This window comes from Micromonospora sp. MW-13 (genome assembly GCF_003434305.1).
Lineage (GTDB): Bacteria > Actinomycetota > Actinomycetes > Mycobacteriales > Micromonosporaceae > Micromonospora.
The window spans coordinates 53,050-74,797 of record NZ_QKKX01000009.1; the positions used below are offsets into that span (position 1 = coordinate 53,050).

Here is a 21,748-nt window from a genome sequence, read left to right on the forward strand (position 1 = left end):
CTCCGGGGACCGCCGTGAGCCTGTTGCCGAGCCCGATCCCGCACCCGCTCGACTACTCGCCCTGGGACCTGCCCGGCTGGGTCCACGAGGCCCTCGATTGGGTGGTCGGAGTGGAGTGGCCCGAGGGCGACGAGCGGGCGGTCTGGGCCCTCGCCGACGAGTGGTATGCCGTGGCCGAGGCCCTGGCCGGGCCGCGCGCCGACGCGCACGCCGCCGCCCGCGAGGTGCGTGGCGGGTACGGCGGCGTCGGGGCGGTCGCGGAGGCGTTCGACTCCGCCTGGCGGCGCGTCGCCGAGGGGGACGAGGCCCCGCTGCCCGTCCTGCTGGCCGTGAGCGGGGACCTCGGCCGGCTGGTCGAGGAGTGTGGCTGCGACATCGAGGGCGCCAAGCTCGAGGTCTGGATCGAGCTGGGAATCCTCGTGGTCGAGCTGCTGTCGCTGGCGGTGGCCGCAGTACTCACCGCGGGGGCCGCCTCCCCCGCCGCCGGGGTCGCGATCACCGCCAGCCGGTTCGTCGTACAGCAGATCTTCAAGAAGCTGATGGCCCAGCTGGCCCGCAAGACCCTCAGGCAAGGCCTCAAGGAGGCCGGTGAGCGCGCCGCCAAGCAGGTGGCCGAGGGCGGCGTGCGAGGGCTGGCCCGCAAGGCGGCGCTCGGTGGGCTGGCGGAGGCGGCCGAGGAGTCCGGGGTCACGCTCGCCACGCAGGCGTACCAGAACGCGACCGGCCGCCGGCACGGCCTGGACCTGACGGACGCGGGAATGTCCGCCCTCGGCGGCCTGGCGGGCGGAGCTGTGGCGCCGCTGGCCGGCCTGGGGCGGCACGCGACCGGGCGGGCGGCGCGGGTCGGCGAGCACTTCGGCCGGGAGATGACCGGTGAGGTGATCGCCGAACAGGCAGCCAGCCTGGCCACCGGCCAGGGCCCGGTGTCCCTGGAGGACGCGGCGCGGGCGGCGGCGTCGGGCGCCACCGGTTCGGCCACCGGCCAGACCGACGCCGCGCTGCGCCATCGGCTCGACGTCGGGATGGCCGCCCTCGCCGGGGCATCCCACGCTCCAGGCGCTCCTGGCTTTTCCGAGGAGCTGAACAGCGCGGGAGACGCGCAGCGTGTCACCGGTGCCGTTACCAGTGTGAGAGGCCACGACGGAGGAAGCGCCGGACACCAGCCTACGGACGAGCCGGGCTCCCTTGCACTCGACGGCGTTGCGGCGTCGGGCCCGCCTCCGGCCATGCCGACGTCGGCGTCCCCGACGCAGGCGTCCACGGTCGTACCGCTCGACGACCACCCCGCCGGGACGGCACCTGCGCCGTCCGGAGCTGCTGTCGATCCTGCCGCGAGGCCGACGTCGCTGCTCACACAACCGGGTGCTGACACCCACGAAGGACCAGTGCCGGCCTCGTCGACGCACCCGATCCTGTCGTCGACGGCTGTGTCCGGTGCCCTACCGACCGGGGCCGGAGGGGTGGAAGCCGGGCCGGCGCCAGGCGGGGGTGCTGTCACGTCCACGGTCAACGGGCCGAGCTTAGGGACTCCGCCAAGCACCACGTCGAACCCGAACCCCACACTTCCTTCGACCACAGGGCTCGGCGCGAACACAACTCCCCTTCCGCTGGCGGCACCGACGCCTCACAATGGTGCCGGCGAACCAGCGAGCACGACTAGGCAGAGCGGGTGGGACTCCGGGGGTGGCCCGCCCCCATCCCGGCTCGCCTCGGTGGAGGCGTTGCATCCGAATCAGCGTCCCGTCTCGTACCCTGCCCGGCCTCAGGTGGTGCCTGGATCCGCTAATACCCCTCCAGCACCACCGGGGCCGCGTGAGTGGTACGCCGCGAGGTGGGCGGCCGACCGTGAGGCCTTCGACCGGCGCCGCTACCGAGACCACTTCCAGCGGCAGCGGACCTGGTACGAGGACAAACGACGGAGGGATCGTGCCGCCGAGCTGCGGGACGAGGCTGAGCACCACCACGAGCAGGCTCGCTGGCTGATCCGGGAAGCCCATGACCTGAGCAACGCCGGTCGTAGTGCCGTCGCCGACCAGTTCCTCCGGGCTGGTCGGGAAAGAGAACATCAACATCATTGGCAGTTGGGCCTCGCCGAGGCGGTGCTGACCGGAACGGTCGCGCCCACGGTCGTCGAGGTGCGTGACCGGGACAACTTCGAGCGAATCAACACCGACGACCCCGCGCTCGTCGTCGGTGCGGTGGAGACCAGCGGGCCCTCGGCGTTGACCGGGGACGACCATCCGCCGCCGATCGACCGGTCCCGTCGGTACGGGCAGTGGGGCGGGCTGCGACCGCCGTTGGCGTTGCATCAGTCGGACCTCGAACGGGCGATGCCCCGGGACGCCGACGGGCGGGTGCTGCGGACCCCGGATCCCCGTCGGGGCGGCTGGTTCAGGCTGGCCAACGACGGTGGGCCGTACGCGGATCCGACCCGGGGCATCAACTGCCTGGACTGCACCCTCTCCTTGTACGAGACGTGGATGCACGGTCGTCCTCTGGTCTCCGCGCCCCGGACCTTCGACGCGTACGCCGCCGGGGACGTCAACCGGCCCCTCGGTGGTGAGATCGACGGCCCTGGGCGGGTGGAAGACGCCACCGGGGGACGCTTCCAGCAACTTGCCGAGCCCGCCGATGACGCATCGCCGGACGACGCCTGGAGCACAGTCAACCGGGGGTTCGGCACCCTGGAGGGCCAGTTGCGGGCGGGCGGCCACGGCAGCTACGCGTTCCTCATCACCACCTACGAGGGTGGTGGGTCGCACGCCTGGGTGGCGCTCAACCAGAACGGGAGCGTGCTCTACCTGGACCCGCAGAGCGGTGCCGTCTCGGACCTGCCCCTGTACACGCACAGCGGATTGCCGGCCCCGTTCAACGTGACGGGGATCGACGCCCTGGTCCTCGGCCCGGACGGTCGAGCGATGCCGCTGGCGGGGGCCGGGCCGGGGAGGTTCAGCCAGCGGCCCGATGAGCAGCCCTCGCCGGTGGACAGGGCGCGGGAGCGGCAGCTCGGTCGCGACGACCCGTCGGACGACGATCTGTACGTCAACCGGATGCATTTGCTTGAAGGCCCGGGTTCGGGCGACCCGGGGTCTCTGGAACCGGCAGGCGGGCCTGTAGGCAGTCCGGCCGAGCCGCCGTCAGCGGATGCCTCATCGAGCCCTCGTTACCGGTTGTCGCCGCACGAGACGAAGGTCTTGGCGGCTGTTCGTGGCAGGGCGGTCGAGGCGGCGGACGAGGTCGAGTCGGCACTCAGGTTGGTGGGACAGCGGGTGACCGCCTCACTCCTTCTCCGGCAACCGGTCGAACTGCGTGATCTGGAGTTCAGGGTCAAGAGCCTCGAATCATTGAGCCGGAAGTACGTCGATGAGGCGTCGGTGGTCGCCGTGTCGGTCGAGGACTTCGCCGGCGAGGTGAACGACGTACTCCGGTTCTCCCTTGCCATGCCAGGGCCCGACGCTTACCGACTGGCTCTCGAGGGCGTTTTGGCCGGCTTGGAGAACCTTGGATTTGATGTCGACGACGGCGGATGCAAGAATTTCTGGAGAATTGGTAATAGGTTCTACGGTTTCAACTGCACCCTGCGTGCCCCGTCCGGTCAGATTTTCGAGCTTCAACTGCACAGTGACGCTTCTCGGGACGCGTGGCAGCGGACCCACGAAGCGTACGAGATACTTCGCCTGCTGAAGGAGTCTCCATCTCGGCGGGTCGACGCGTTCCTGGAGATGCTTGCAGTCAACCGCCGGTGCGGGATGCCCCAGGCTGTGCCGCAGGGCCTTTCGCTACGCTTTCCAGCCAAGGATGCGAGTTTCGCGAGGTGGATCTCGCTCAACCGAGGGGCCTGGCACAGATATCTCGGTCACCTGGAGGCTCGGGGTGAGTCCTTTTCCGAGGTGGTCGAAAGGTGTGGCCTGACGCGAGAGGATTTCCCGGTCTCCCGACAGCTAGAGAGAATCCTGGAGAAGGAAATTGTTGACCTACTACGCAGTATTTCGGGCGGACGAGAAGGGTGAAGCGGCTGGTTTATTGCTGATGGATATCGACTCTGGTGACGCTCTGGTCTGGAATAACCGGCTTCAGGAATGGACGTATGATCCCGCCCTGGCTGCGAGGTTCCTCGACGATCACCGGAACTTCGGTCGGTACCAGGAGGTGGAAGCGGCGGAGGCTCGGCGGATCGCAGAAAGAATTACCGGAGGCTCGTTGCCCGGGGAGGCTGACGTGGTGAACCTCTTTCGCCAGGGGAACCTGCGTGAGCGACCGGGCTGAGCCAGAAGCCCTTCGCTCCGCCACTCGGGCCCTCCTGGGATCGAAACGCACTTCTCGTGCCGCTGTAGTTCCTGGAGCTTGGTAGGAGGCGTCCCCGCGATGGGTCGTTTCTACCAAGATCTACGTGCGGAAGGCCGGTGGGACATCCGGGCGGGCGGGAGGAGCGGGAACCCGGTGGACGTGGGTGGCGGGGGTGTGGCTATTATTAGTCCGCACGCCGCCCGGCTCAGCCGGCGCGGGGAGCATGGTGGCTGTAGCTCAGTTGGCAGAGCACCGGGTTGTGGTCCCGGTTGTCGTGGGTTCAATTCCCATCAGTCACCCGTTGCACGAAGGCCCCCTCCGCCCGGAGGGGGCCTTCGTGGTGTCCGGGGCTGTCGGTCAGGTGGTCGGCTCGGCGCTGGGGGTCTCGGTGGTGTCGTCGGGGGTTGCCTCGGCGCTCGGGGAGGCGGCGGCGTCTGGGTCGTACGGCAGGGCACTGCCCTTGACGTACTCGGCCCAACTCATGTTCCAGTCGGTCCAGCCGTTGCCGTTGGCGAGCTTGCGCTCGGTGCCCTTGACGGTGATCGGGTCGCCGACCCGGGTGTTGGCGAACAGCCAGGCGCCGTCCTTCATCGAGACGTTCACGCAGCCGTGTGAGACGTTGACGCTGCCCTGCTGCCCTTCCGACCAGGGGGCGGCGTGGATGAACTCACCGCCCCAGGTGAGCCGCTGGGCATAGTCGATCTTCGTGCGGTAGCCCTCCTCGGGGCCCAACTCCTCGAAGGTGTCGAAGACCGTCTTGCGTAGCTTCTCGATGACGACCATGGTGCCGCTGGAGGACGGGGTGCTCTTCTTGCCCAGACTGACCAGTACAGTCTTGATCACCTTTCCGTCCTTGGTGACCGTCATTCGCTTGGTCTTGTTGTCGACCGTCATGATCACTGCCGGGCCGGTCTTGAGGTCGACCGCCAAGTCGGCCCGGCCGTACCAGCCGTCGCCGAGGGGGAGGCCGCCGGCCTGGATCCGGTACGAGATGGCAGTGCCGGCCTTCCAGAACTCCTTTGGCCGGTACCGGATCTCGGTGGGGCTGACCCAGTGCCAGATCCCCTCCTGGGCGGGCGTGGAGGTCACCGTCATCCGGCGTTGGACGTCGTCGCGGTAGCTCTGCGGGACGGCCCGGCTGAACTTCACGATGAGCGGCATGCCTACGCCGACGACCTGGCCGTCGCCGAGGAAGCTGCTGATCCGGACCTGCTTGCTCGGTTTCGCCATCGTGGTGAAGGTGCTGGTCGCCTGCGCCGGCTTGCCGTCGTCCCCGGTGGCGGTGACGGTCGCGGTGTAGGTCTCGCCGTACTTCAGGGCGCCCTTCGGCAGCCAGTTCCCGCCGTCGGCGGCGAGGTTGCCCTCGACGGCCCCGCCGGCGGAGTCCTTCAGCTCGACGGTGGTGTCCTTCGCGTCCTTGGCGGTGAAGGCGATGCCGGTGGACGCCGGCACGTTCTTGGCGTCGGCCGCGGGCTCGGTGATGGTGGCGGACGCCTTCGGTGCGCTCTCCCCACCGCCCTGCCAGGCCGGCGACTTGCCCTCGCCGCTGTCGTTCGTGCAGGCGGAGGTGAGTGCCAGTACGGCGGCGAGCAGCCCCGCCGCGAACATCCGGCGGCGGCCGTCCCGCCGGGTCAGCTGGTCCTGGGTCGCGCGCATGATTCCCTCACTGTCGTGGTGCCCCGGTTGCCCATCGTCTCTCACTGACGCACGGGAACACGTACCCGTTGCGGGGGGTGAAGAGAAACACGCGGACCATCATGTCCGAATGCTGATAAAACACCGGCCTTTGCGAGCACTGTTCCTAAACGGCGGGAGGGCGGGGTACCCGAGGCCGGGTGCCCCGCCCTCCCGCGGCGGTCGTCGTGTCAGGCCAGGGCCGGGCCGGCGCCGCCCTCCGGCACGGGCAGCGCGCTGCCCTTGACGAACTCGGCCCAGCTCATGCTCCAGGCCGTCCAGCCGTTGCCGGGGGTGAGCTTGCGCTCCGTGCCCTTGATGGTGATCGGGTCACCGACCTTGGTCTGCGAGAAGAGCCACTTCGCCTGCGCCATCGAGACGTTCACGCAGCCGTGCGACACGTTCTGCCGCCCCTGCACGTGCTCGGACCACGGCGCGGCGTGGATGTACTCGCCGCCCCAGGTCAGCCGCTGGGCGAAGTCGATCTCCGTGACGTAGCGGTTGGCCGGGTTGGGATCGTCCCGGGTGTCGAAGACCGTCGACTCCTTCTTCTCCATGACGACCATGGTGCCGCTGGAGGACGGGGTGCTCTTCTTGCCCAGGCTGACCGGGATCGTGCGGACGACCTGGCCGTCCTCGTAGACGGTCATCTTCTTGGTGGCGTTGTCGACCTTCATGACGAACGACCGGCCGATCTTGGCGGTGGCGCTCCGGTCGACGTTGCCGTACTTGCCGTTGCTCAGCGGGATGCCGGCCAGCGCGATCCGTACCGTGATCGTGGTGCCGGGCTTCCAGTACTCCGGAGCCCGGTAGTACGCCTGCGTGCCGTTGGAGACCCAGTGCCACGCACCCGGCTGCGGCGGGTCGGTGCGCACGAACATCCGCTTCTGCACCGCCTTCCGGTCCTTGGCCGGGATGCCCGGGTGGAACTCGGCGACCACCGGCATTCCGACGCCGTACGTCTTGTCGCTGAACAGGTAGAGCCCGGAGGTGATCGTCGACTTCGGCTTGGCCATCGTGGTGAAGGTGCTGGTGCCCTGTCGGGTCTGGCCCCCCTCGCCGGCGGCCGTGACCACGGCCGTGTAGCGGGTGCCGTACTTCAGGGCGCTGTTCGGCACCCACGACGAGCCGTCGACGCGCCAGCGGCCCGCGACCTTGTCGCCGTTGGCGGCGGTCAGGGCGACATCGGTGACCTTGCCGCCCTCGGGGATATCCGCGGAGATCTCGGCGCTGACCGGCCTGTTCTTGGCCCCGTCCGCCGGGCTGACCGTGAGCGGCGGGCCGGAGCTGGTGCCCGGCTCCGCCGGGGCGGTCCCCGATTCCGCAGCGACGCTGCTGCCGACGGAGGGGGCACCGTCGACGAACTCCGCCTTCTTCTGGTCGTCCCCGCACCCGGTCAGTGCCAGCGACGCCATCAGGCTCAGGGCGCCCACCTTCGCCCCGGCCCGCGCGAACCTGCCCATTCCCACCCCTGTCTCGCGTACCTGGCGGACATCGTGCCGCATGGGGGCCAGGGTGTGCCGCCTGTACGTCATTGGAGCGCGAGATTTAGCGGGTTATGTCCGGTAAGCGTGCCCGAAGGGGGGAGCCGGGTATCGGATTGGAACGCGCTTCGGACGTCGTGCTAATGTTCTCCCCGTTGCCAACGAGCGCCGCTAGCTCAACTGGCAGAGCAGCGGACTCTTAATCCGCGGGTTCGGGGTTCGAGTCCCTGGCGGCGCACCAGCAGCAAGGCTCTGACCTGGGGTTCTACCCCGGGTCGGAGTCTTTCTCGTTTCCGTGCCGGTGGTCCGGTGCTCGGTGGGTGCTCGGGAGCCGTTGGACCGTTCCGGCTGCCCGTGGACTGGTGGCGTGTCGGTGGAGAGATGGATCAACTGCCTGACGCGCCGTCAGCGGGTGCGGCGGCTTGCCAGGTACCTCGTTGTGCGCCCAAAACCGCAACCGGGTACTTTTCGCTACGGTTAGTGATTCCCGGGCGCGGATAGGGGCAAGTCGTGCGTCAGATCGTACGTAGGTCGGTGCGGGCCGTTCTTCTGGATGAGGACGACCGTCTTGTGCTGATCAAGCGGATCAAGCCCGGCCAGGCACCGTACTGGACAACGCCGGGCGGCGGCCTGGAGTCGACGGATGTCTCCCTGGAGGCGGCGCTTCGCCGCGAGTTGCACGAGGAGCTCGGTGCCGAGGCGGACCGGTTCGCCCAGGTGTTCCTGTTCACCGCCTCCGCTGGTGAAGGCGTTTCTGTCCAGCACTTCTTCGCCTGTCGGCTACGTCAGCTGAACGAGGACGCCCGGACCGGGGAGGAGTTCGCTGATCCGTCGCGTGGCGGCTACCAGCTCGACCGGGTGGCGATCGAGAAGCTGGCTGCGGTGGATCTCAAGCCGGATGCGCTGAAGGAGTTCATCATCTCCAACGAGGAGGCTCTGCTTTCGGTGTAGGGCAGGCTGGCCAGACCATCGCCGGTCTGAGTCTGAAGTCCCGGGCTGCCTGGAAATTGTCTTGCGGGCTGCGGGCACCGTTCAGGTTTGCGGCTACGGCACCGATGAAGACGCGGTGCGACACGATGAGGGCCACGCCCCGCTGGGCGGCCTGGTGGGCGCGCGATACGGCTTCCAACACGCGTTGTCGTAGCGCGGTGAGGCTCTCCCCACCAGGGAGAGCCGAATCCGGATCACGAAGGCGCTCGCTGCGCCATGCTTGGTACTCGCTCGGGTAGTCGTCGGGGCTCAGACCGAGCACGCAGTCGGGTGCGCGCCACTCCGCGTAGAGCGGATCTGGCGGCGCGATCGGCACATCAAGGATCTCGGCCAGAATGCCGGCAGTCATCGTCGCCCGCAGAAGAGTGCTGGTGAGGATCATGTTCGGCTTGGCGTTCCGGTCGAGCAGCCAGCGGGCTGTGCTGACGACCTCGGCGATCCCACGCGTCGTCAGCGGCGTGTCGGGACGGGCGTGGGCGCGGGGGCGGCAGAGGCCGTCGAGGCAGGTGCCGTGGCGCATCCAGAGAACCTGGCCGTTCACGACAGGTGCCAGCCGCCGTCGACGTTGAGCGCCTGTCCGGTGATGAATCCTGCTGTGGGGGAGAGCAGGAAGGCGACGACGGCGGCCACATCCGCAGGCTGGCCACGACGCTTGATGCACTGCCGGTCGAGTTGGCGTTGCACCATGGCGGCGTGGTCGTCGACGACGGTGTGCTCGGCGGGGACCTCGATCGAACCCGGGCGCACCGTGTTGACGGTGATGTTGTTCGGGCCGAGTTCACGGGCCAGGGCCCGGACGAGGCCTTCGAGCCCGTTCTTGGCCACGATGTAGCCGGCCAGGTCGATGCGGCCGAGTTGGGTCAGGATCGAGGAGACGGCCACGATGCGGCCGCGGCCGTTCGCGATCAGGGCGGGCGTGACGGCGCGGATGCACGCGGCGTGGGTGACCAGGTTGAGTTCGAGTTGACTGCGGAACGTGTCCAGGTGCATTTCGTGCCAGGGGATTCGGGGGTATGCGCCAGCGTTGGTGACCACGGCAACCAGCTGGTCGGCGTGGGCATCGACTGCGGATTGGAACAGCGCCTGTGTCCGGGACCGTGTCAGGTCGCCGATGACCGTGCTCGTGCGTGCGCCGCGCTGGTGGGCCGCCTCGACTACCGCCCCGAGGTCGTCATCGTCGTGGCCGTGGGCCAGAACCAGGTCGAAGTCGGCAGCGAGACGGGCGGCGATCGCGGCCCCGATGCCGCCGCCGGCCCCGGTCACGATCGCGACATCACGATTCATGGACTGTCCTCCCAGGTGTCGTGGTGAGTCCCAGCAACTGGGCCAGGTCGGCTTCGGGCGCGTAGAGGTCTGCGAGCAAGCCGATCGACAACGCGGCGTCCGACGGCTCCATCTGGTGCAGCGGGTAGACGGCCAGCAGACGCATGGCGAGGTACGGCCGTAGCCACGTGAGCAGGTCGGTGCCGATGCTGGTGGCGAGTGGTCGGGCGAACTGGCCGAGGTAGCGGGCGATGGTGTGTTGGCGCGCTGCCGAGGGCCGGTGCTGGTAGTCGATCGCGATCGTCCGGGCCGACAGCCTCGCCAGTCGGACCTGTGGTCTGACGGCGTCGGTGATTGCCCGCCGGTGGTCGGCGAAGGCTCCGGGGTTGTAGCGCGGCACGAGCCATGCGGCGTGTAGCCGTTGGTACCAGAGGAAGCAGGCGATCTCCCCCGCGAGGGAGTTGAGGCCGGCGGTGTCGTAGTCGAACCAGACGGGTCGGTTCTGGTCGTCCAGGCCGATGTTGACGTCGGTGGGATCGCCCTGGGTCGTCGCTGCCCATGTCTGCTGGTCCGGGTGCAGGGCGGTGCGGAGATCGGTGACCAGTGCGTCGAAGTCGAGTCGTCGAGGCTGTCCGTTGATGACGAGGGTCGTCTCGTGTAGGTCGCTGCAGCGGATGGCGGACCTGTCGGGCATCGTCAGCAGGTTGGGGTTGTGGCCGTAGTACAGGTCGAGCCGGCCGCCGGGTTGGGCACGGTCGCGATAGAGCTTGCCGATGGTCTGGGAGGCGGGCAGGTGACGCATCGTGGTGCCGATGACGTGCCGGTAGTGGTCGAGGATGGCGTCGAGCCCGTGGTCGAGGTTGGCAAGGTCTCCGACGTCGCCGGCCGTGATGGCGTCCAGGAGCAGGCCGGTGTCGGGCTGGTCGGGCCGGTGCCGGTCGTACACGGTCAGGGTCCAACGGCCGATGCGGTGGTGCGCGTGTAGGGCGGGGAGCGGATAGTGGTGCTGTATCCGCCGGTACCCGGCGATCTCGGCGGCAGCCTCGGCAGGATTCGGGTTGGCCTTGACGAACAGTCGGCGTGCGCCGACATTGAGATGGAAGGTGTGGTTCGCGGTGAACCGCCGGTGGCGGGCGACGCGGATCACGAGTCCCACCAGCCAACGCACCGGCCGGCGAAACGCGCGATCAGTTCGGCCGGTACGGCTTGCAGGTCGCTGGCGGTGGACCAGACGGTGTCGTCGTAGCCGTCCCGGACTGGGCACGCGTCGGCGATGGACATGAGCTGCGAGAACGGCGTCGCCACGGCGTGGTGACGGGCTGAGCCGGTAGTCCACTTGGTGTGCGCGTGCCGTCCGTACAGGCCGACGACGGTAGGCCCGGTACCGTCCGGTCTTTCGGTGAGGGCGGCGAGGTGGGTCAGGCCGGTGTCGTTGCCGACGACCAGTTCGGCGGTAGCGAACAGATCGACGCAGTCCACGGCCGTCGGACCGTGGAAGACCTCGATCTGCGCGATGGGCGGTGGTGCCGCTCGGTCCGGCGCGGCGATCAGGGCGAACCGCCAGGGTGCGTCAGGTCGGTGAGCAGTGAGGCAGCGCGCGATTGCCGCGAAGTTCGCGATGCCGTAGTCCTTGCGCTCTGGCCGGCTGGTGGTGGACACGAAGAGGACGTGGTAGGGCGTCGGTGTTTGCTCCGTGGAGCGGAACCGTGGGCACGGGTCGCTGTCAGCAGGCAGCCGTACCCCGAGGGTCTGCTCGATGTCGAGGTAGTAGCGCATCGGCAGCGTGGCGTGTACCTGGAGGACGTTGGCGTCGACGATGTCGAGCCTCGTCGGCGGGATCTCGGGAACGGCGTCGAAGGTGCGCGGTGTCGGGCTTTCGGTGCCGATCGAGTGGTGGCCGTTCGCGGAGGTGACGGTGAGCGGCAGGGTGCATCGGGCGAGGAGATCCGCGCGGGGGCCGACGTATGCCGGCTGCGGGTACCGGTCGCGGGTGGCCTCGTGGAGAGCCTGCGCCAGGGCGAGACCCAGCAGTACATCGCCGAGCCCTCGTGCGCCGAGGTCGAGGTGCCAGCCGCTTTCGTGCACCGCGTCGAGGGCGGCATTCGGTGGTGGCAGCTCTCCCGCAGCCCGCCGGTACGGCAGGAGCCGGCCAAGCGGGGCCCGATTGCGCCGGACGAGCGTCGGTCCGCCCCGCCAACAGGTCGGGCTGTCGGTGTCGGTCAGAGCGTGGTCAGTACGCACAGCGGGACCTCGTGTTGTTCGAGCAGCTCCCGCCCGTCTCCGGTCGTGTCCTCGACCAGACAGAGCACGCCTGTGACATCGGCTCCGGCACTGCGGAGCGCGGTGACGAGGTTGGTGAGGGTGAGCCCGGTCGTGATCTCGTCGTCCACGATGAGGACGCGCTGACCCTTGAAGCGGCCGTAGGCGAACACCTCCAGTCGGCGGGCGTGAGGTTCGTGGAAGACGAGCTTCTCCGGCAGGTCGAGGTTGACCTTCCAGGCGATGCGGTAGTGGCTGCCGCTCGCCCAGGAGACCGCGAGCGTGGGGATGATGCCGCCAGCGTCCAGGCCGAGCAGCACGTCGTGCGGCCGGTAGGCGGGATGCTCGCACCAAAGCCGCCAGAGGTTGTCACCGGCGGCCATCACCTGATCCGGCGCGGTGTCACTGCGGACACCGTCGAGTTCGTGAACGATCCTGACCGGGCGGGTGGTGTCGCCGACTCCGAGTCGGGCTACTCGGTCGGCGGTGATCGCCTTACGTGCGGTGGCCGTCATTGGCTTCCGTCGTCCTTCCATGGTCGCGGGTGTGGCCGAGGGTCTCGTCGTAGGCCAGCAGGTCGCTGGCGGCGCGGCGGATTCGTTCCGTGAGTTCGTTGTCCGAGCGCCAGTCGGCGTGACTGGCGTCGGTGACCGAGGGCAGGTCGACGCGGGCGGAGGGATGTCGGCCGGCGAAGGCCCGGCGGACTTCGTCGCTGGCGTCGAGGTCGATGCCGTCCGCTCGGAGCATGATCTTCATGGCGAGGACGACGTGCTTGTAGAGCGCCCTGACATCGGTGTCGGGTCGGGCGGCCAGCCGCCGCAGCGTCATGACGACCAGCGGTAGGTCACCGCAGGCAGCGCACTCGTCGGCGGCCCGGTCGAGGACATGGAGTACGAGACCGGGTCGGCGATACAGCACTCCCCGGCCGTCGTGCGCGATCTGCCGCAGCGCGTAGAGCAGGCGTGGTGGCAGCCTGCCGGTGCGCGCCTCGTTGGTGGTGAACGCCGACAGCGCGATCTTCGCCCCGTCCGGGCCGGTGGGTGGGAGCGATCGGTTGGCGAGCCAACGCACCGGAAGGGTGTCCCGGACGACGAGGACATCCACGTCGCTCCAGCCCGGCTGCCAGTTTCCGTAGGCCAGGCTTCCGGTCACCGCGACCAGTGCCGTCTCGTCGTCGACCAACTCGGCGGCGTAGGCGGCGAGGAAAGGTTGCAGGGCCGCCGGCACCGGAGTCTCACGTTGTGGCGGGTGTCGGTCGCCGGTAGCGCGGTGAACCAGCTCGGCGACCGCTCGTTTCAGGGCGAGGAGGCTGCCCGTGTTGTCGACGACGGAGTCGGCGATCGCCGCGATGCGCTCGGCGCCCCGGTTCTGCTTCGTCGCGTCCCGAGACGCTAGCGAATCGGGTGATTCTTCGCCACGGGCCAGACGCACTGCCGGCGGCGCATCGAGATAGATGATCTGGCAGCGATCTCCCCAGATCTGCCGTACATGCCTGGTTGCTTCGAAGCGATGCGCGCTTTCGACGCTGATCCGGTGGGAGCCGGGATTGAGCGCGGCGAAGCGGAGGATCTCCTCGGACAGCATCCGTGCCTCGGTCAGCTCATCCCACGCCTGGTACGGGTCGGTCACGCCGACCCGGTCGGCCGCAAGGCGGAGCAGATATCCGATCTTCAGCCGCGTGACGGCGTGCTCGGTACGGAGTAACTCCCCGACGGTGCTCTTTCCGCTCTCGGACATGCCGGCGAGGACCCAGAGCCGGTCGACGCGATCCGGAGCCAGCAGTGTGACGGGCACGCCGAAGCGGGCGACGGCCTCGCGAACCTCACGCTGAACATCGAGCAGTGGCCGATCACCACGCACGATCAACCGGTGGTAGTCCCCTCGATGGACTTGGAGCTCGATGGCTTCGGCTAGTTGGCGCTGGTAGGCGGCGTACTGATCGGATGCGGGAGCCCGGTCCCGGGCCAACGCCTGCCGCGCCTCGACAGAAGGATCAGGATCGTGCCGCAGCAGGATGTGGAGTTCGCGTCTGTCGACGGGGAGGTATCGGAGCGCTCGGGCTTCTACCTCGGCAAGGGCCTCACCGATCGGCGTTCCGTCCTTCACCGCGGCCGTCGCCGCGCAGGTGGCGACGAGCATCGGGTAGCCCCGGTCCTCCAACGCCAACCTGCCGCCTCCCTGGCACCGGGCGGCGAAGGAACGGAACACGAGATCGACGTGCTCGTCAGTGGTGCTGTCGACGAACCACCATCGGCTGAAGTCGTCCCGTGACACCTCCGCCCACTGCGGGTCCCACCGGTCGATGGTCCCGGTCAGGGTGATCCCCGGTGTCGCCGAGGCCAGCCACTGCGCATTCGTGGACTTGCCGACGTTGTCCGCACCGTTGAGCGTCACCGCGACGTTCATCGGCGCTCGCCGTAGCTCTTGAGGGCACACCAACGAGGAATCCGTCGGCAACCCTCGCGAACATCCCGCACAAGATCGTCGTACGCACGCGCCAGCTCCCGAAACTGCCGCAAAGCCGTATCGGCCTGGCTGGCGCTCCGTTCTTGCCCCTCGTGGTCGATCAGGCGTTGGCACCGCACCCAGGCAATAGCCAACCGGTCGATGACCGAGCCGATCGTCTCGGTGTGCAGCGGTCCGGTACCCGGATCATCGAGCACGCGGTCGACCCACGTGTCGATCTCCGTGACCAGGTCCACCCGAACGCGGTTCAACAGATCGATGGACCGCTTCGCAGCGGCTACGACATGATCATCAGCGTTCGGATCCCGAGAGATCATCTCAGCTGACCACTGGTCGCCGTGGTGCACGGCAAGTCGCCCGGAAGCCCGCAACGGGACCCGCCACGAAGACATCAAGCAGGCGGAGTCGTCCCGGAACGAGCCGATGACCAGACCAGAGGCCGGGAGGACGTTCTGCCTGCCGAGCTGGCCTGCAGGGTTGGCCGAGTTAGTTACAGCATCAAGGGGCACGATGAAGCCTCCAATTGCCTCGTTCGGCATGCCGTGAAGCGAATCGATAGCGATAGCCGCATGGGGCAAATGCGCGTTGTCGTCACGCCGACCACCACGAGCCCGACACGGCGGTGCGGCGGGCACCGCACAACTCGGGACGGGATGCAGCGGGCGTGCGTCGGGGCAACCGCAGCGACCGGAAGAAGGTGCCCGTAGCCCGCTCGCGCGCGGGACACGGACTCGGTACATCGCAGGCCAAGCATCGGCCGTTGGCGCAGGACACGACGTGTCTTGCCAGAACGGCCTGCGCCTCCTCGATCTGCTCGCCGCCGAGATACGTAGCCATGACTCCCCACTTCTCTTTCTGATCGGCGCGGCGGCGGCGAGCGGGTCACGCGAGCTGGCTCCAGCCGACACCGATCGCCGCCGCCGTTACCAAGGACCCAACGGCTTGGCCGCTGCGGCGCCGACCGTCACATCCCTCGATCGAGAACTCGGTTGATCGCCATGTCGGGCCGCTGCCGAGGCCTGTAGACGGTGAAGTAACGCAGCGCGACGGCGCTGAGCGGGCTGTCAGCTCGCCGGGCGTACGCGAGACATAGCTGCTCCGCAGCCAGTTTGCTTACCCCATAGGGGGAGACCGGGCAGGTGGGGTCGTCTTCGCGGCTGGGCCGGTCGGCCGGACCGTAGACGCTCGACGACGAGGCGACGATCAGCCGGCGCACCCCCTGGCGGGTGCAGGCCTCCAGCAACCGGTGTGTGCCGAGCACGTTGGTCTGGGTGTAGTCGAGAACTCGCGACTCCACGACGGCCGTACACCCGGCCGCGCGGCGAGATGGAAGACGGTGTCGCAGCCAGCCACCACGTCGTCCAACTGGTCAACGGCCAAGTCCAGGCAGTACGGCGTGAACAGGGGACTGACGACCGCCTGGGCCAGGTTCTCGTCCGCGAGGGCGTGCTCACCGACCCGCCGCCGATCCAGGCCGACGACCCTGACTCCTCTGCCCAGTAGCGCGTCGACCAGGTGCGAGCCGATGAAGCCGGCCGCTCCGGTGACCAAGACACGAGACATCATCGCTGCTCCTCCCTTCCCGGGCTCTGCTCGAAGAGCCGACGCCAGACTTGGGTGTACAGGGGTGGGTCTACCTGGGGAAGCGTGGTCTGATCGATCACCGGCATAGCACCCGGTCGTTCGGATCTTGTCGAACCGGTGGCTGTCGTAGCGGCGTTACGGGAGACGTACACCGTCATCGCGGTCCCGCTTCCGACCCGCCCATGCCGCGCCGTGATCGCCGAGGACGTGCGCCAGGTCTGCGGAGTCGGCCGCCGGCGTGGCGGACCCACCGGAAGACCGGCAGGCCCGCCACCGGGAGGCGGCGGCTGGGAGCACCCCGCCGATCACCCGCCTGCGCAGCCTCGACGGCGGTACGCAGGCGAGGAACCAACCTCACGGGACTTGCGCCGACAGCCATCACGACATCTGAACCCAGCTGGGGCGACGCCTTGTCAGTCCTGATCAGTACGTCCACCATGAACCCCATGCCGTTGACGGTCATCGGTGGACACCGGTGCCACCGGCAACGGCGGCGTTCGATGTCCAGCTCTAGCGAACCGTTCCCAGCCGTGGGCCGGTACCGTCCACTACCCGTCCAGTCGCAACCAGGTAGTGACGACCTGTAGCGGCAGTGGCTAGCGTGATCCACGTCGACAGGCGATGTCCGGAGGTGCGCGATGGCGGGACGGCGCTATTCCCCGAACCGGCAGCTCGCGTGGGAGAGACTCCAACGCGGCTGGTCCTACGAGGAGACCACCGAACGCATCCGCACCGAGATGAGCCGCGCAGGCGAGACCGACACCGGGCTCAACGCCAACACGGTGCGACGCTGGGAGACCGGGGATCGGTGGCCAGACCCGCGTTACCGCAAGCACCTGGTCGCGATCTTCGGTAAGCCAGCGAGCGACCTTGGCCTGCTCACCCCCGACGAACTGGCCGTACGCCCGGCTGCGGAAACACTGCACGAGTTCAGGAGGTTGTGGGACATGCTCACCCGAGACGACAACGGCAACGGCTGGGACCGGGCGTCCGTACTACGTGCGCTCGTCGGTGCCAGCATGCTGCCCTTGGTCGCGCCGCTGCTATCACTCGATCCCCACGCCGCGCACGCCGGCGGCAAGACCGTCGACCCCGACTCGTACCGGCAGATCGTGCGCTGTCAGCGAGAGCTGTACTGGACCAGTCCGGCCCGGCCGTTGTACGAGGCCGCCTACGCCCACACTCAGCTCGGCATCGGGCTCCTCCGCGCCGCGACCGGAACCGATCGGACTGGTCTCGCCGGAGCGCTCGCGGAGTCCGCACTGCTCACCGCCCGACTCGCCTTCTTCGACCTCAGCCAACCCGCCGTCGCCGAACGCTGCTACGACGTCGCCCTCGCTGCCACCCGCGAAGCCGGCGACCATGCTCTGGCCGCAGCTGTTCTCGGCCATATGGCGTTCATTCCCGCCTTCGGCCACGATCCCGCGAAGGCCCGCACGCTGACCAACGCAGCCCTCCAACACACCTGGCACGGTGTCAGCCCCATGGTTCGCTCCTGGTTGCACTGCGTCGCCTCGGAGGTCGAGGGCCGGGCCGGAGCAGCGGCGGCCAGCCGCCATCACATCGATCTGGCATCGAAGGCGCTTGATGGCAGCCCTGTGCCGCCTGAATGGTTCGACTTCTACGACGACACGCGTCTGCACTCCTTCGCCGGCTACGCCGCTCTTGCCGATGGCGACCACGGGGAAGCCGCCACCCAGCTGGATCAGGCACTCGCCGCTCTCCCCGGGGCCGGCGCCAAACAGCGCAGCGTTGTCCTCGCCGACCTTGCCAACGCCCATGGCAATGACGGTGACCGGGCTGCCGAGTACCTCAACCAGGCCGTCGATGCCCTACACACCGACTGGTACGGCACCGGCCTCGACCGGGTCCGAAGCGTCCGCAACGTACTCGGCGACAGCCGCAACGGTGCCCGACTCGACGAACGCGTCACCGCGTTGACCGCCAGTCGCGCCGCGCTACCTGGTAGTTAGAGCGGGCCGGCGTCGATTCGCCAATAACCGGCATCGGGTAGCTCCGTGGGCGATTAAAGCCGGAGCAGACCTGGGTCGCTGGTTCTATCCGTCGTCAACGACATCGACATGGAGCATTGGGCACCGAATGGATTCCCCGTGTCGGGCGCTTCGACCGACCGGTAAGCACTCACACGGTGCTGTGCCAGCGACAGCCGCCTGCGCATCCGCGACCTAACCATTACGGAAGGTAACGTTGATCAAAGTGGCCAGGTCGGCAGCCGGCCGAGCTGGGATAACTGGAACAAGAAGACGAAGTGACCCGCTGATTCGGCAGACCCTCCCGCCACGTGGTGCGACCTCCCGCGTGGCCGTCCAACAGGTAGAGGACCCATGCGAACCACCGCAGTCGGCGACGTGACGATCCTGCTTCCCGATCTCGACCCCGACGATCTCGACAGCACCACCGAGCCCGATGCCGATCTCACCGACCTCCATGTCGACAACGCCTCCTGGCGGGGTGTCGCCCTCGACGAGGTCCGTGTTCGGGGTAGCCGGATCACCGGTTCGGACCTCAGCGAGAGCACCTGGGCAGGGGGAACGGTCTTCGGCTGCGAGATCGTCCGCACCGACTTCTCCGGCGCCAACCTGTCCGGGCTCAGCGTCGAACGCAGCGTCGTCACAGGGTCGCGGTTCACCGGTGCCCGGCTCACCGACGTCCGTCTCAAGGATGTCCTGTTCGACGGCTGCCGCTTCGACTACGCCACCTTCAGCCGGGTCGCCACTGGCGGAGCGGTGGCGTTCGTCGATTGCATCCTTACCGACGCCACCTGGTCCTCCTGCCGGCTCCCCAAGGTCGTCCTGAGATCGTGCCAGCTGGCTCGCCTCGAACTGGCGTCGAGTCAGCTCCAGGGTGCCGACCTGCGGGGCAACTCGCTGCGTGGCCTGAAGACCGCTCTCGCGAACCTGTACGGGGTCACGCTCACCGAGGAGCAGTTGCCTGACCTGACCCACCTGGCTATCGGTGAACTCCACCTCGCGGTGCGGGCTCAATGATCTTCGGATGGGGAGTGCCCGTCGGTCGGCTTGTGGCCGCGCTCGTCGGGTCTGTTGGTGTCGCAGTGGAACGGTGGAATGTCAGTCGTGGGCTACCGGCCGCGGGGGCGGCGGCGTTGCCGGTGAGGTTGTACGTTGATACGACCGCGTTCGCGGTGGAGCGCTCCGACGGTGCTGACGCCCAAGCCTTTGTCCTGGGTGGGCAGCTCGGTGCGCGCATCTGGCCGTTCACCGCCGTAGCGGACGACTCTGTACTTCTGCCGGCTGGTTCTCTTGCCGTGACTGGTTGGTCGCTCGGGTATCGGTTCGTGGGCCGGTGGGGGCGTCGATGACCGTAGGTGTGCAGTCGACTCGACGGGGTGGGGGAGTGGGGTCTACGCCGGTCCTGCCGAGAGGGTTCGGCTCGGTGGACGGGATCACCTCGGGGCTGGTGGCCGAGCAACGTAAGGATCTTGGCCGGCAGCTGGCCGGATGGCGTGCCGCTGCCGGGATGACGCAGGCGCAACTGGCCAAGCGGATCTGCTACTCGCGCAGCACGCTCGCCAACGCTGAGACCGGTCGGGACATGAGCATCCGGGGTTTCTGGTGCGACGCCGACGACGTGGTCGGTGCCAACGGGGCGCTATTGGCCGCCTTCGACCAGGTCGCCGCGTTGGTGCGGGACTTCCACGAGCAGCGGGCATCGGCACGTGACCGCGAGCGTCGGCAACGCGCTGCCCGCCTCATCGCTCCCACCATTCAGGCGCAGCCGAGCGCACCGGCGGAGCCGAGAAGGTGCCAGTGTGAGGCGGTGGTCGTCGGTCGGTGGACCGAGCGGGAGGTCCGCGCATTTCGGGAGGCGCTACGGATGACCGTCCACGACTTCGCTCAACGGCTGGGAGCGAGCGACGCGGCCGTCTCCGGCTGGGAACACCGACGCACGCCCACGCCACCGAAGATGGCCGCGCAGGCGGTGTTGGACCAGACGCTCGCACTCGCCGACACCGACACCAAAGCCCGGTTCCTGCTGATCCTCAACACCCCCGACCAGCACGGGTAGAACAGCGCGAGAGTGAGGTAGGCACACCGACAGGGCCGCTCGCCGTAGCCGAGCGCCGACGGCACCCGCCGACAACCGTGGGTTCTGCTGGTGAGCGAATCTCCTGTCTCGCCGGAGATGGGCAACTGAGGCACCCTCTCATGCCGATGACAGGAAGTTCAGAAATCGACGACCATACATTTGTATACCCGTTCGAACTGTGTTGGCTCTATGGGGCGCCGTTGGTGAGCAGGAGGTAGAAGACCTCGCCTTGGTGGAAGAACGTTGCGGTGTCGGCCGACTCGCAGCCTTCGAAGTACGCGGGCTGGTACGGCTCGTCGGCGTGCTCGTCCATGCCCCGCAGGAAGTCCGGCCGTACGGTGTAGAACTCCCACGGTGTTTCGGTCCCCGACCGCCGGTCCGGCTCGACGGGACAGAGGCCGCCTCCGGAGTCGAACACGTGCCGGAGGAACTCCCCGGCCAGGTCTCGCGCGCGGTTCTCGTCGAGGTGGCGGCGGTAGGGGCTGCAGGCGCTGGTGAGCATCCATCGCAGGCGGGCGGCCATGCCGGTGCCGTCGAGTGGGCTGAGGGTCAGTCGGAACCCGTCGCGGACCAGCGACCCCGGGGCGCCCGCAGCCGGGATCGGCGCCGCTGCGGTCGGCTCATACGGCATTTCGTGGAACATCCACCAGCCGCGCGCCCGGTCCGCGGTGAGCATCATCTCGTGGAACAAAGGGGCGCGAAGGAAGTCGGACAGGATCGCTGCCCGGTTGCCCGGTTGTACCGGGACGTCGGCGCGGACCTTGAGCATAAGCGTATTGCTGTTCATGACCTCGTCCACGGCGTCGAGGAACGCCTCGATCGCCGGGTGGTTGAGGTCAGCGAGCAACGAATCCATGAAGCGAGCTTCCATGGTCTCGGCCACCGCCTGTCACCCGGGTGAGACGGGCACAACGCCCATCCGCTATTGCCGCGATCCGCGTGCTTTACCGGGATCATCGTGCGTCGAGCCTGCCCGGGCGTACGGAGCCGGACAGGAGGACGAAGTTCAGCCGATGATGGCGGCGAGAGTTGGGTTCGCAGCTCGCGTCGTGGTCGACGGCTGCGGCGAGCAGTCTGGCGGTTGCTGAAGAAGCTGGGACTGCAGGTTCACCTGCCAGTTCGTCGGGAGCCGGGTCGCCGACCGCTACCCGCAGACCCAGAACTGCGGCGTCGGGTCGGCTGATCAGCCGGTCCGTCGACGGCACCAGGGCTGGAGAACGACACCGAAGGCGCTGCAGGACGGGAAGACTCCGGTGGCGGCCATTGCGTCGCCGCGATCTGGGCCCCGGTGACCGGCAGGGTGGGCGAGATCTGGTCGAGCAAGCGCTGCGCCAGGGTGGCGTCGATCTCGACGTCTGCGCTGATGCGCACATCGGCCGCGGTCGCCAGGTCCACGACGTCGTCGCTGGTGAACGCATCAGCTCCGAGAGTACTCAGCCGTTGCGCGAACTCCTGGACATTGATCATTTTGCAGCCTCATCGTCGGATTGTTAATTATCCACCGTAACCCCCGCTTCGGTCGGCGGATCCTGCGCCCGCCGTGCGGGCTACTGGGGCCGACAGTCGGCGCCGACAACTGCGACCGCTGCGCGGAAGTCCGCAACTCTTCGGTGAGCTGATCGCGCGTCTGCATGGCCGTCACGCTCTGTGTTACCCATGCTGTCCCGCGACGC

General features: G+C 68.2%; 20 protein-coding genes and 2 tRNA genes. 8 read left to right on the forward strand and 14 right to left on the reverse strand.

The window, feature by feature from the left end:
* The first annotated feature begins 14 nt into the window (after window positions 1–14).
* The 3 genes from C5N14_RS04375 to C5N14_RS04385 all read left to right on the forward strand — a co-directional run bounded on the left by C5N14_RS04375 (window position 15) and on the right by C5N14_RS04385 (window position 4,586).
* Window positions 15–4,010 (forward strand): toxin glutamine deamidase domain-containing protein, encoded by a 3,996-nt coding sequence (locus C5N14_RS04375; protein WP_117665745.1) that lies wholly within the window; start codon window positions 15–17, stop codon window positions 4,008–4,010.
* Window positions 3,970–4,266 carry a hypothetical protein gene (locus C5N14_RS04380; protein WP_128763509.1) on the forward strand — a complete coding sequence of 99 codons (297 nt, stop codon included), beginning with the start codon at window positions 3,970–3,972 and terminating at the stop codon, window positions 4,264–4,266. The genes C5N14_RS04375 and C5N14_RS04380 overlap by 41 nt, the downstream gene beginning before the upstream one ends.
* A 247-nt stretch (window positions 4,267–4,513) precedes the next feature.
* A tRNA-His gene (locus tag C5N14_RS04385) sits at window positions 4,514–4,586 on the forward strand.
* 58 nt (window positions 4,587–4,644) lie between these two features.
* Here the strand turns inward: C5N14_RS04385 and C5N14_RS04390 are convergent.
* Together C5N14_RS04390 and C5N14_RS04395 are read right to left on the reverse strand one after the other, a co-directional pair.
* Window positions 4,645–5,943, reverse strand: coding sequence for an Ig-like domain-containing protein (locus tag C5N14_RS04390; RefSeq protein ID WP_117665749.1), 1,299 nt, complete (start codon window positions 5,941–5,943; stop codon window positions 4,645–4,647).
* A 209-nt stretch (window positions 5,944–6,152) separates the two neighbouring features.
* The gene (locus tag C5N14_RS04395; protein ID WP_117665751.1) at window positions 6,153–7,424 is read right to left on the reverse strand and encodes an Ig-like domain-containing protein; all 1,272 of its coding nucleotides are present in this window, start codon (window positions 7,422–7,424) and stop codon (window positions 6,153–6,155) included.
* 186 nt (window positions 7,425–7,610) lie between these two features.
* Here C5N14_RS04395 and C5N14_RS04400 point away from each other — a divergent pair.
* Window positions 7,611–7,686: transfer RNA gene (locus tag C5N14_RS04400), tRNA-Lys, on the forward strand.
* Window positions 7,687–7,955: 269 nt separating this feature from the next.
* Entirely contained in the window at window positions 7,956–8,396 is a 441-nt protein-coding gene (locus C5N14_RS04405) for an NUDIX domain-containing protein (protein WP_117665753.1), read from the forward strand.
* Here C5N14_RS04405 and C5N14_RS04410 read toward each other — a convergent pair.
* The 10 genes from C5N14_RS04410 to amcA all read right to left on the reverse strand — a co-directional run bounded on the left by C5N14_RS04410 (window position 8,362) and on the right by amcA (window position 16,165).
* Entirely contained in the window at window positions 8,362–8,955 is a 594-nt protein-coding gene (locus C5N14_RS04410; RefSeq protein WP_128763510.1) for a histidine phosphatase family protein, read from the reverse strand. The two genes, C5N14_RS04405 and C5N14_RS04410, sit on opposite strands and share 35 nt — an antisense overlap.
* Window positions 8,956–8,972: 17 nt before the next feature.
* Entirely contained in the window at window positions 8,973–9,719 is a 747-nt protein-coding gene (locus C5N14_RS04415; protein ID WP_117665756.1) for an SDR family NAD(P)-dependent oxidoreductase, read from the reverse strand.
* Entirely contained in the window at window positions 9,709–10,854 is a 1,146-nt protein-coding gene (locus tag C5N14_RS04420; RefSeq protein ID WP_117665758.1) for a hypothetical protein, read from the reverse strand. The genes C5N14_RS04415 and C5N14_RS04420 overlap by 11 nt, the downstream gene beginning before the upstream one ends.
* Entirely contained in the window at window positions 10,842–11,939 is a 1,098-nt protein-coding gene (locus C5N14_RS04425) for a glycosyltransferase family 9 protein (RefSeq protein WP_243639153.1), read from the reverse strand. Before C5N14_RS04425 ends, C5N14_RS04420 begins: the two co-directional genes overlap by 13 nt.
* Complete coding sequence (locus tag C5N14_RS04430) at window positions 11,918–12,472, reverse strand: phosphoribosyltransferase (RefSeq protein WP_117665760.1); 555 nt, start codon at window positions 12,470–12,472, stop codon at window positions 11,918–11,920. Before C5N14_RS04430 ends, C5N14_RS04425 begins: the two co-directional genes overlap by 22 nt.
* On the reverse strand, window positions 12,453–14,363 hold the full coding sequence (locus tag C5N14_RS04435) for a nucleotidyltransferase domain-containing protein (RefSeq protein WP_117665762.1): 1,911 nt from the start codon (window positions 14,361–14,363) through the stop codon (window positions 12,453–12,455). The genes C5N14_RS04430 and C5N14_RS04435 overlap by 20 nt, the downstream gene beginning before the upstream one ends.
* Complete coding sequence (locus C5N14_RS04440) at window positions 14,360–14,962, reverse strand: DUF4254 domain-containing protein (RefSeq protein ID WP_117665764.1); 603 nt, start codon at window positions 14,960–14,962, stop codon at window positions 14,360–14,362. The genes C5N14_RS04435 and C5N14_RS04440 overlap by 4 nt, the downstream gene beginning before the upstream one ends.
* Before the next feature lie 425 nt (window positions 14,963–15,387).
* The gene (locus tag C5N14_RS33730) at window positions 15,388–15,720 is read right to left on the reverse strand and encodes an NAD-dependent epimerase/dehydratase family protein (protein ID WP_256371494.1); all 333 of its coding nucleotides are present in this window, start codon (window positions 15,718–15,720) and stop codon (window positions 15,388–15,390) included.
* Window positions 15,627–15,989, reverse strand: coding sequence for an NAD-dependent epimerase/dehydratase family protein (locus tag C5N14_RS33735; protein WP_371685797.1), 363 nt, complete (start codon window positions 15,987–15,989; stop codon window positions 15,627–15,629). Before C5N14_RS33735 ends, C5N14_RS33730 begins: the two co-directional genes overlap by 94 nt.
* Window positions 15,986–16,165, reverse strand: coding sequence for a multiple cyclophane-containing RiPP AmcA (amcA, locus tag C5N14_RS33925; protein WP_117665768.1), 180 nt, complete (start codon window positions 16,163–16,165; stop codon window positions 15,986–15,988). The genes C5N14_RS33735 and amcA overlap by 4 nt, the downstream gene beginning before the upstream one ends.
* Window positions 16,166–16,645: 480 nt before the next feature.
* Here amcA and C5N14_RS04465 point away from each other — a divergent pair, with 480 nt between their 5' ends.
* From C5N14_RS04465 to C5N14_RS04475, 3 genes are all read left to right on the forward strand, one after another.
* Entirely contained in the window at window positions 16,646–17,980 is a 1,335-nt protein-coding gene (locus C5N14_RS04465; RefSeq protein ID WP_117665771.1) for an XRE family transcriptional regulator, read from the forward strand.
* 372 nt (window positions 17,981–18,352) lie between these two features.
* Window positions 18,353–19,015, forward strand: coding sequence for a pentapeptide repeat-containing protein (locus C5N14_RS04470; protein WP_117665773.1), 663 nt, complete (start codon window positions 18,353–18,355; stop codon window positions 19,013–19,015).
* 406 nt (window positions 19,016–19,421) lie between these two features.
* Window positions 19,422–20,054: a helix-turn-helix domain-containing protein gene (locus C5N14_RS04475; protein WP_243639157.1), complete on the forward strand. Its 633-nt coding sequence runs from the start codon at window positions 19,422–19,424 to the stop codon at window positions 20,052–20,054.
* Window positions 20,055–20,262: 208 nt separating this feature from the next.
* On the opposite strand, the gene C5N14_RS04480 is transcribed toward C5N14_RS04475, so the two are convergent.
* Window positions 20,263–20,958: a hypothetical protein gene (locus tag C5N14_RS04480; RefSeq protein ID WP_117665775.1), complete on the reverse strand. Its 696-nt coding sequence runs from the start codon at window positions 20,956–20,958 to the stop codon at window positions 20,263–20,265.
* Window positions 20,959–21,182: 224 nt separating this feature from the next.
* Window positions 21,183–21,542: a hypothetical protein gene (locus C5N14_RS31660; RefSeq protein WP_128763511.1), complete on the reverse strand. Its 360-nt coding sequence runs from the start codon at window positions 21,540–21,542 to the stop codon at window positions 21,183–21,185.
* Between the last annotated feature and the right edge of the window lie 206 nt (window positions 21,543–21,748).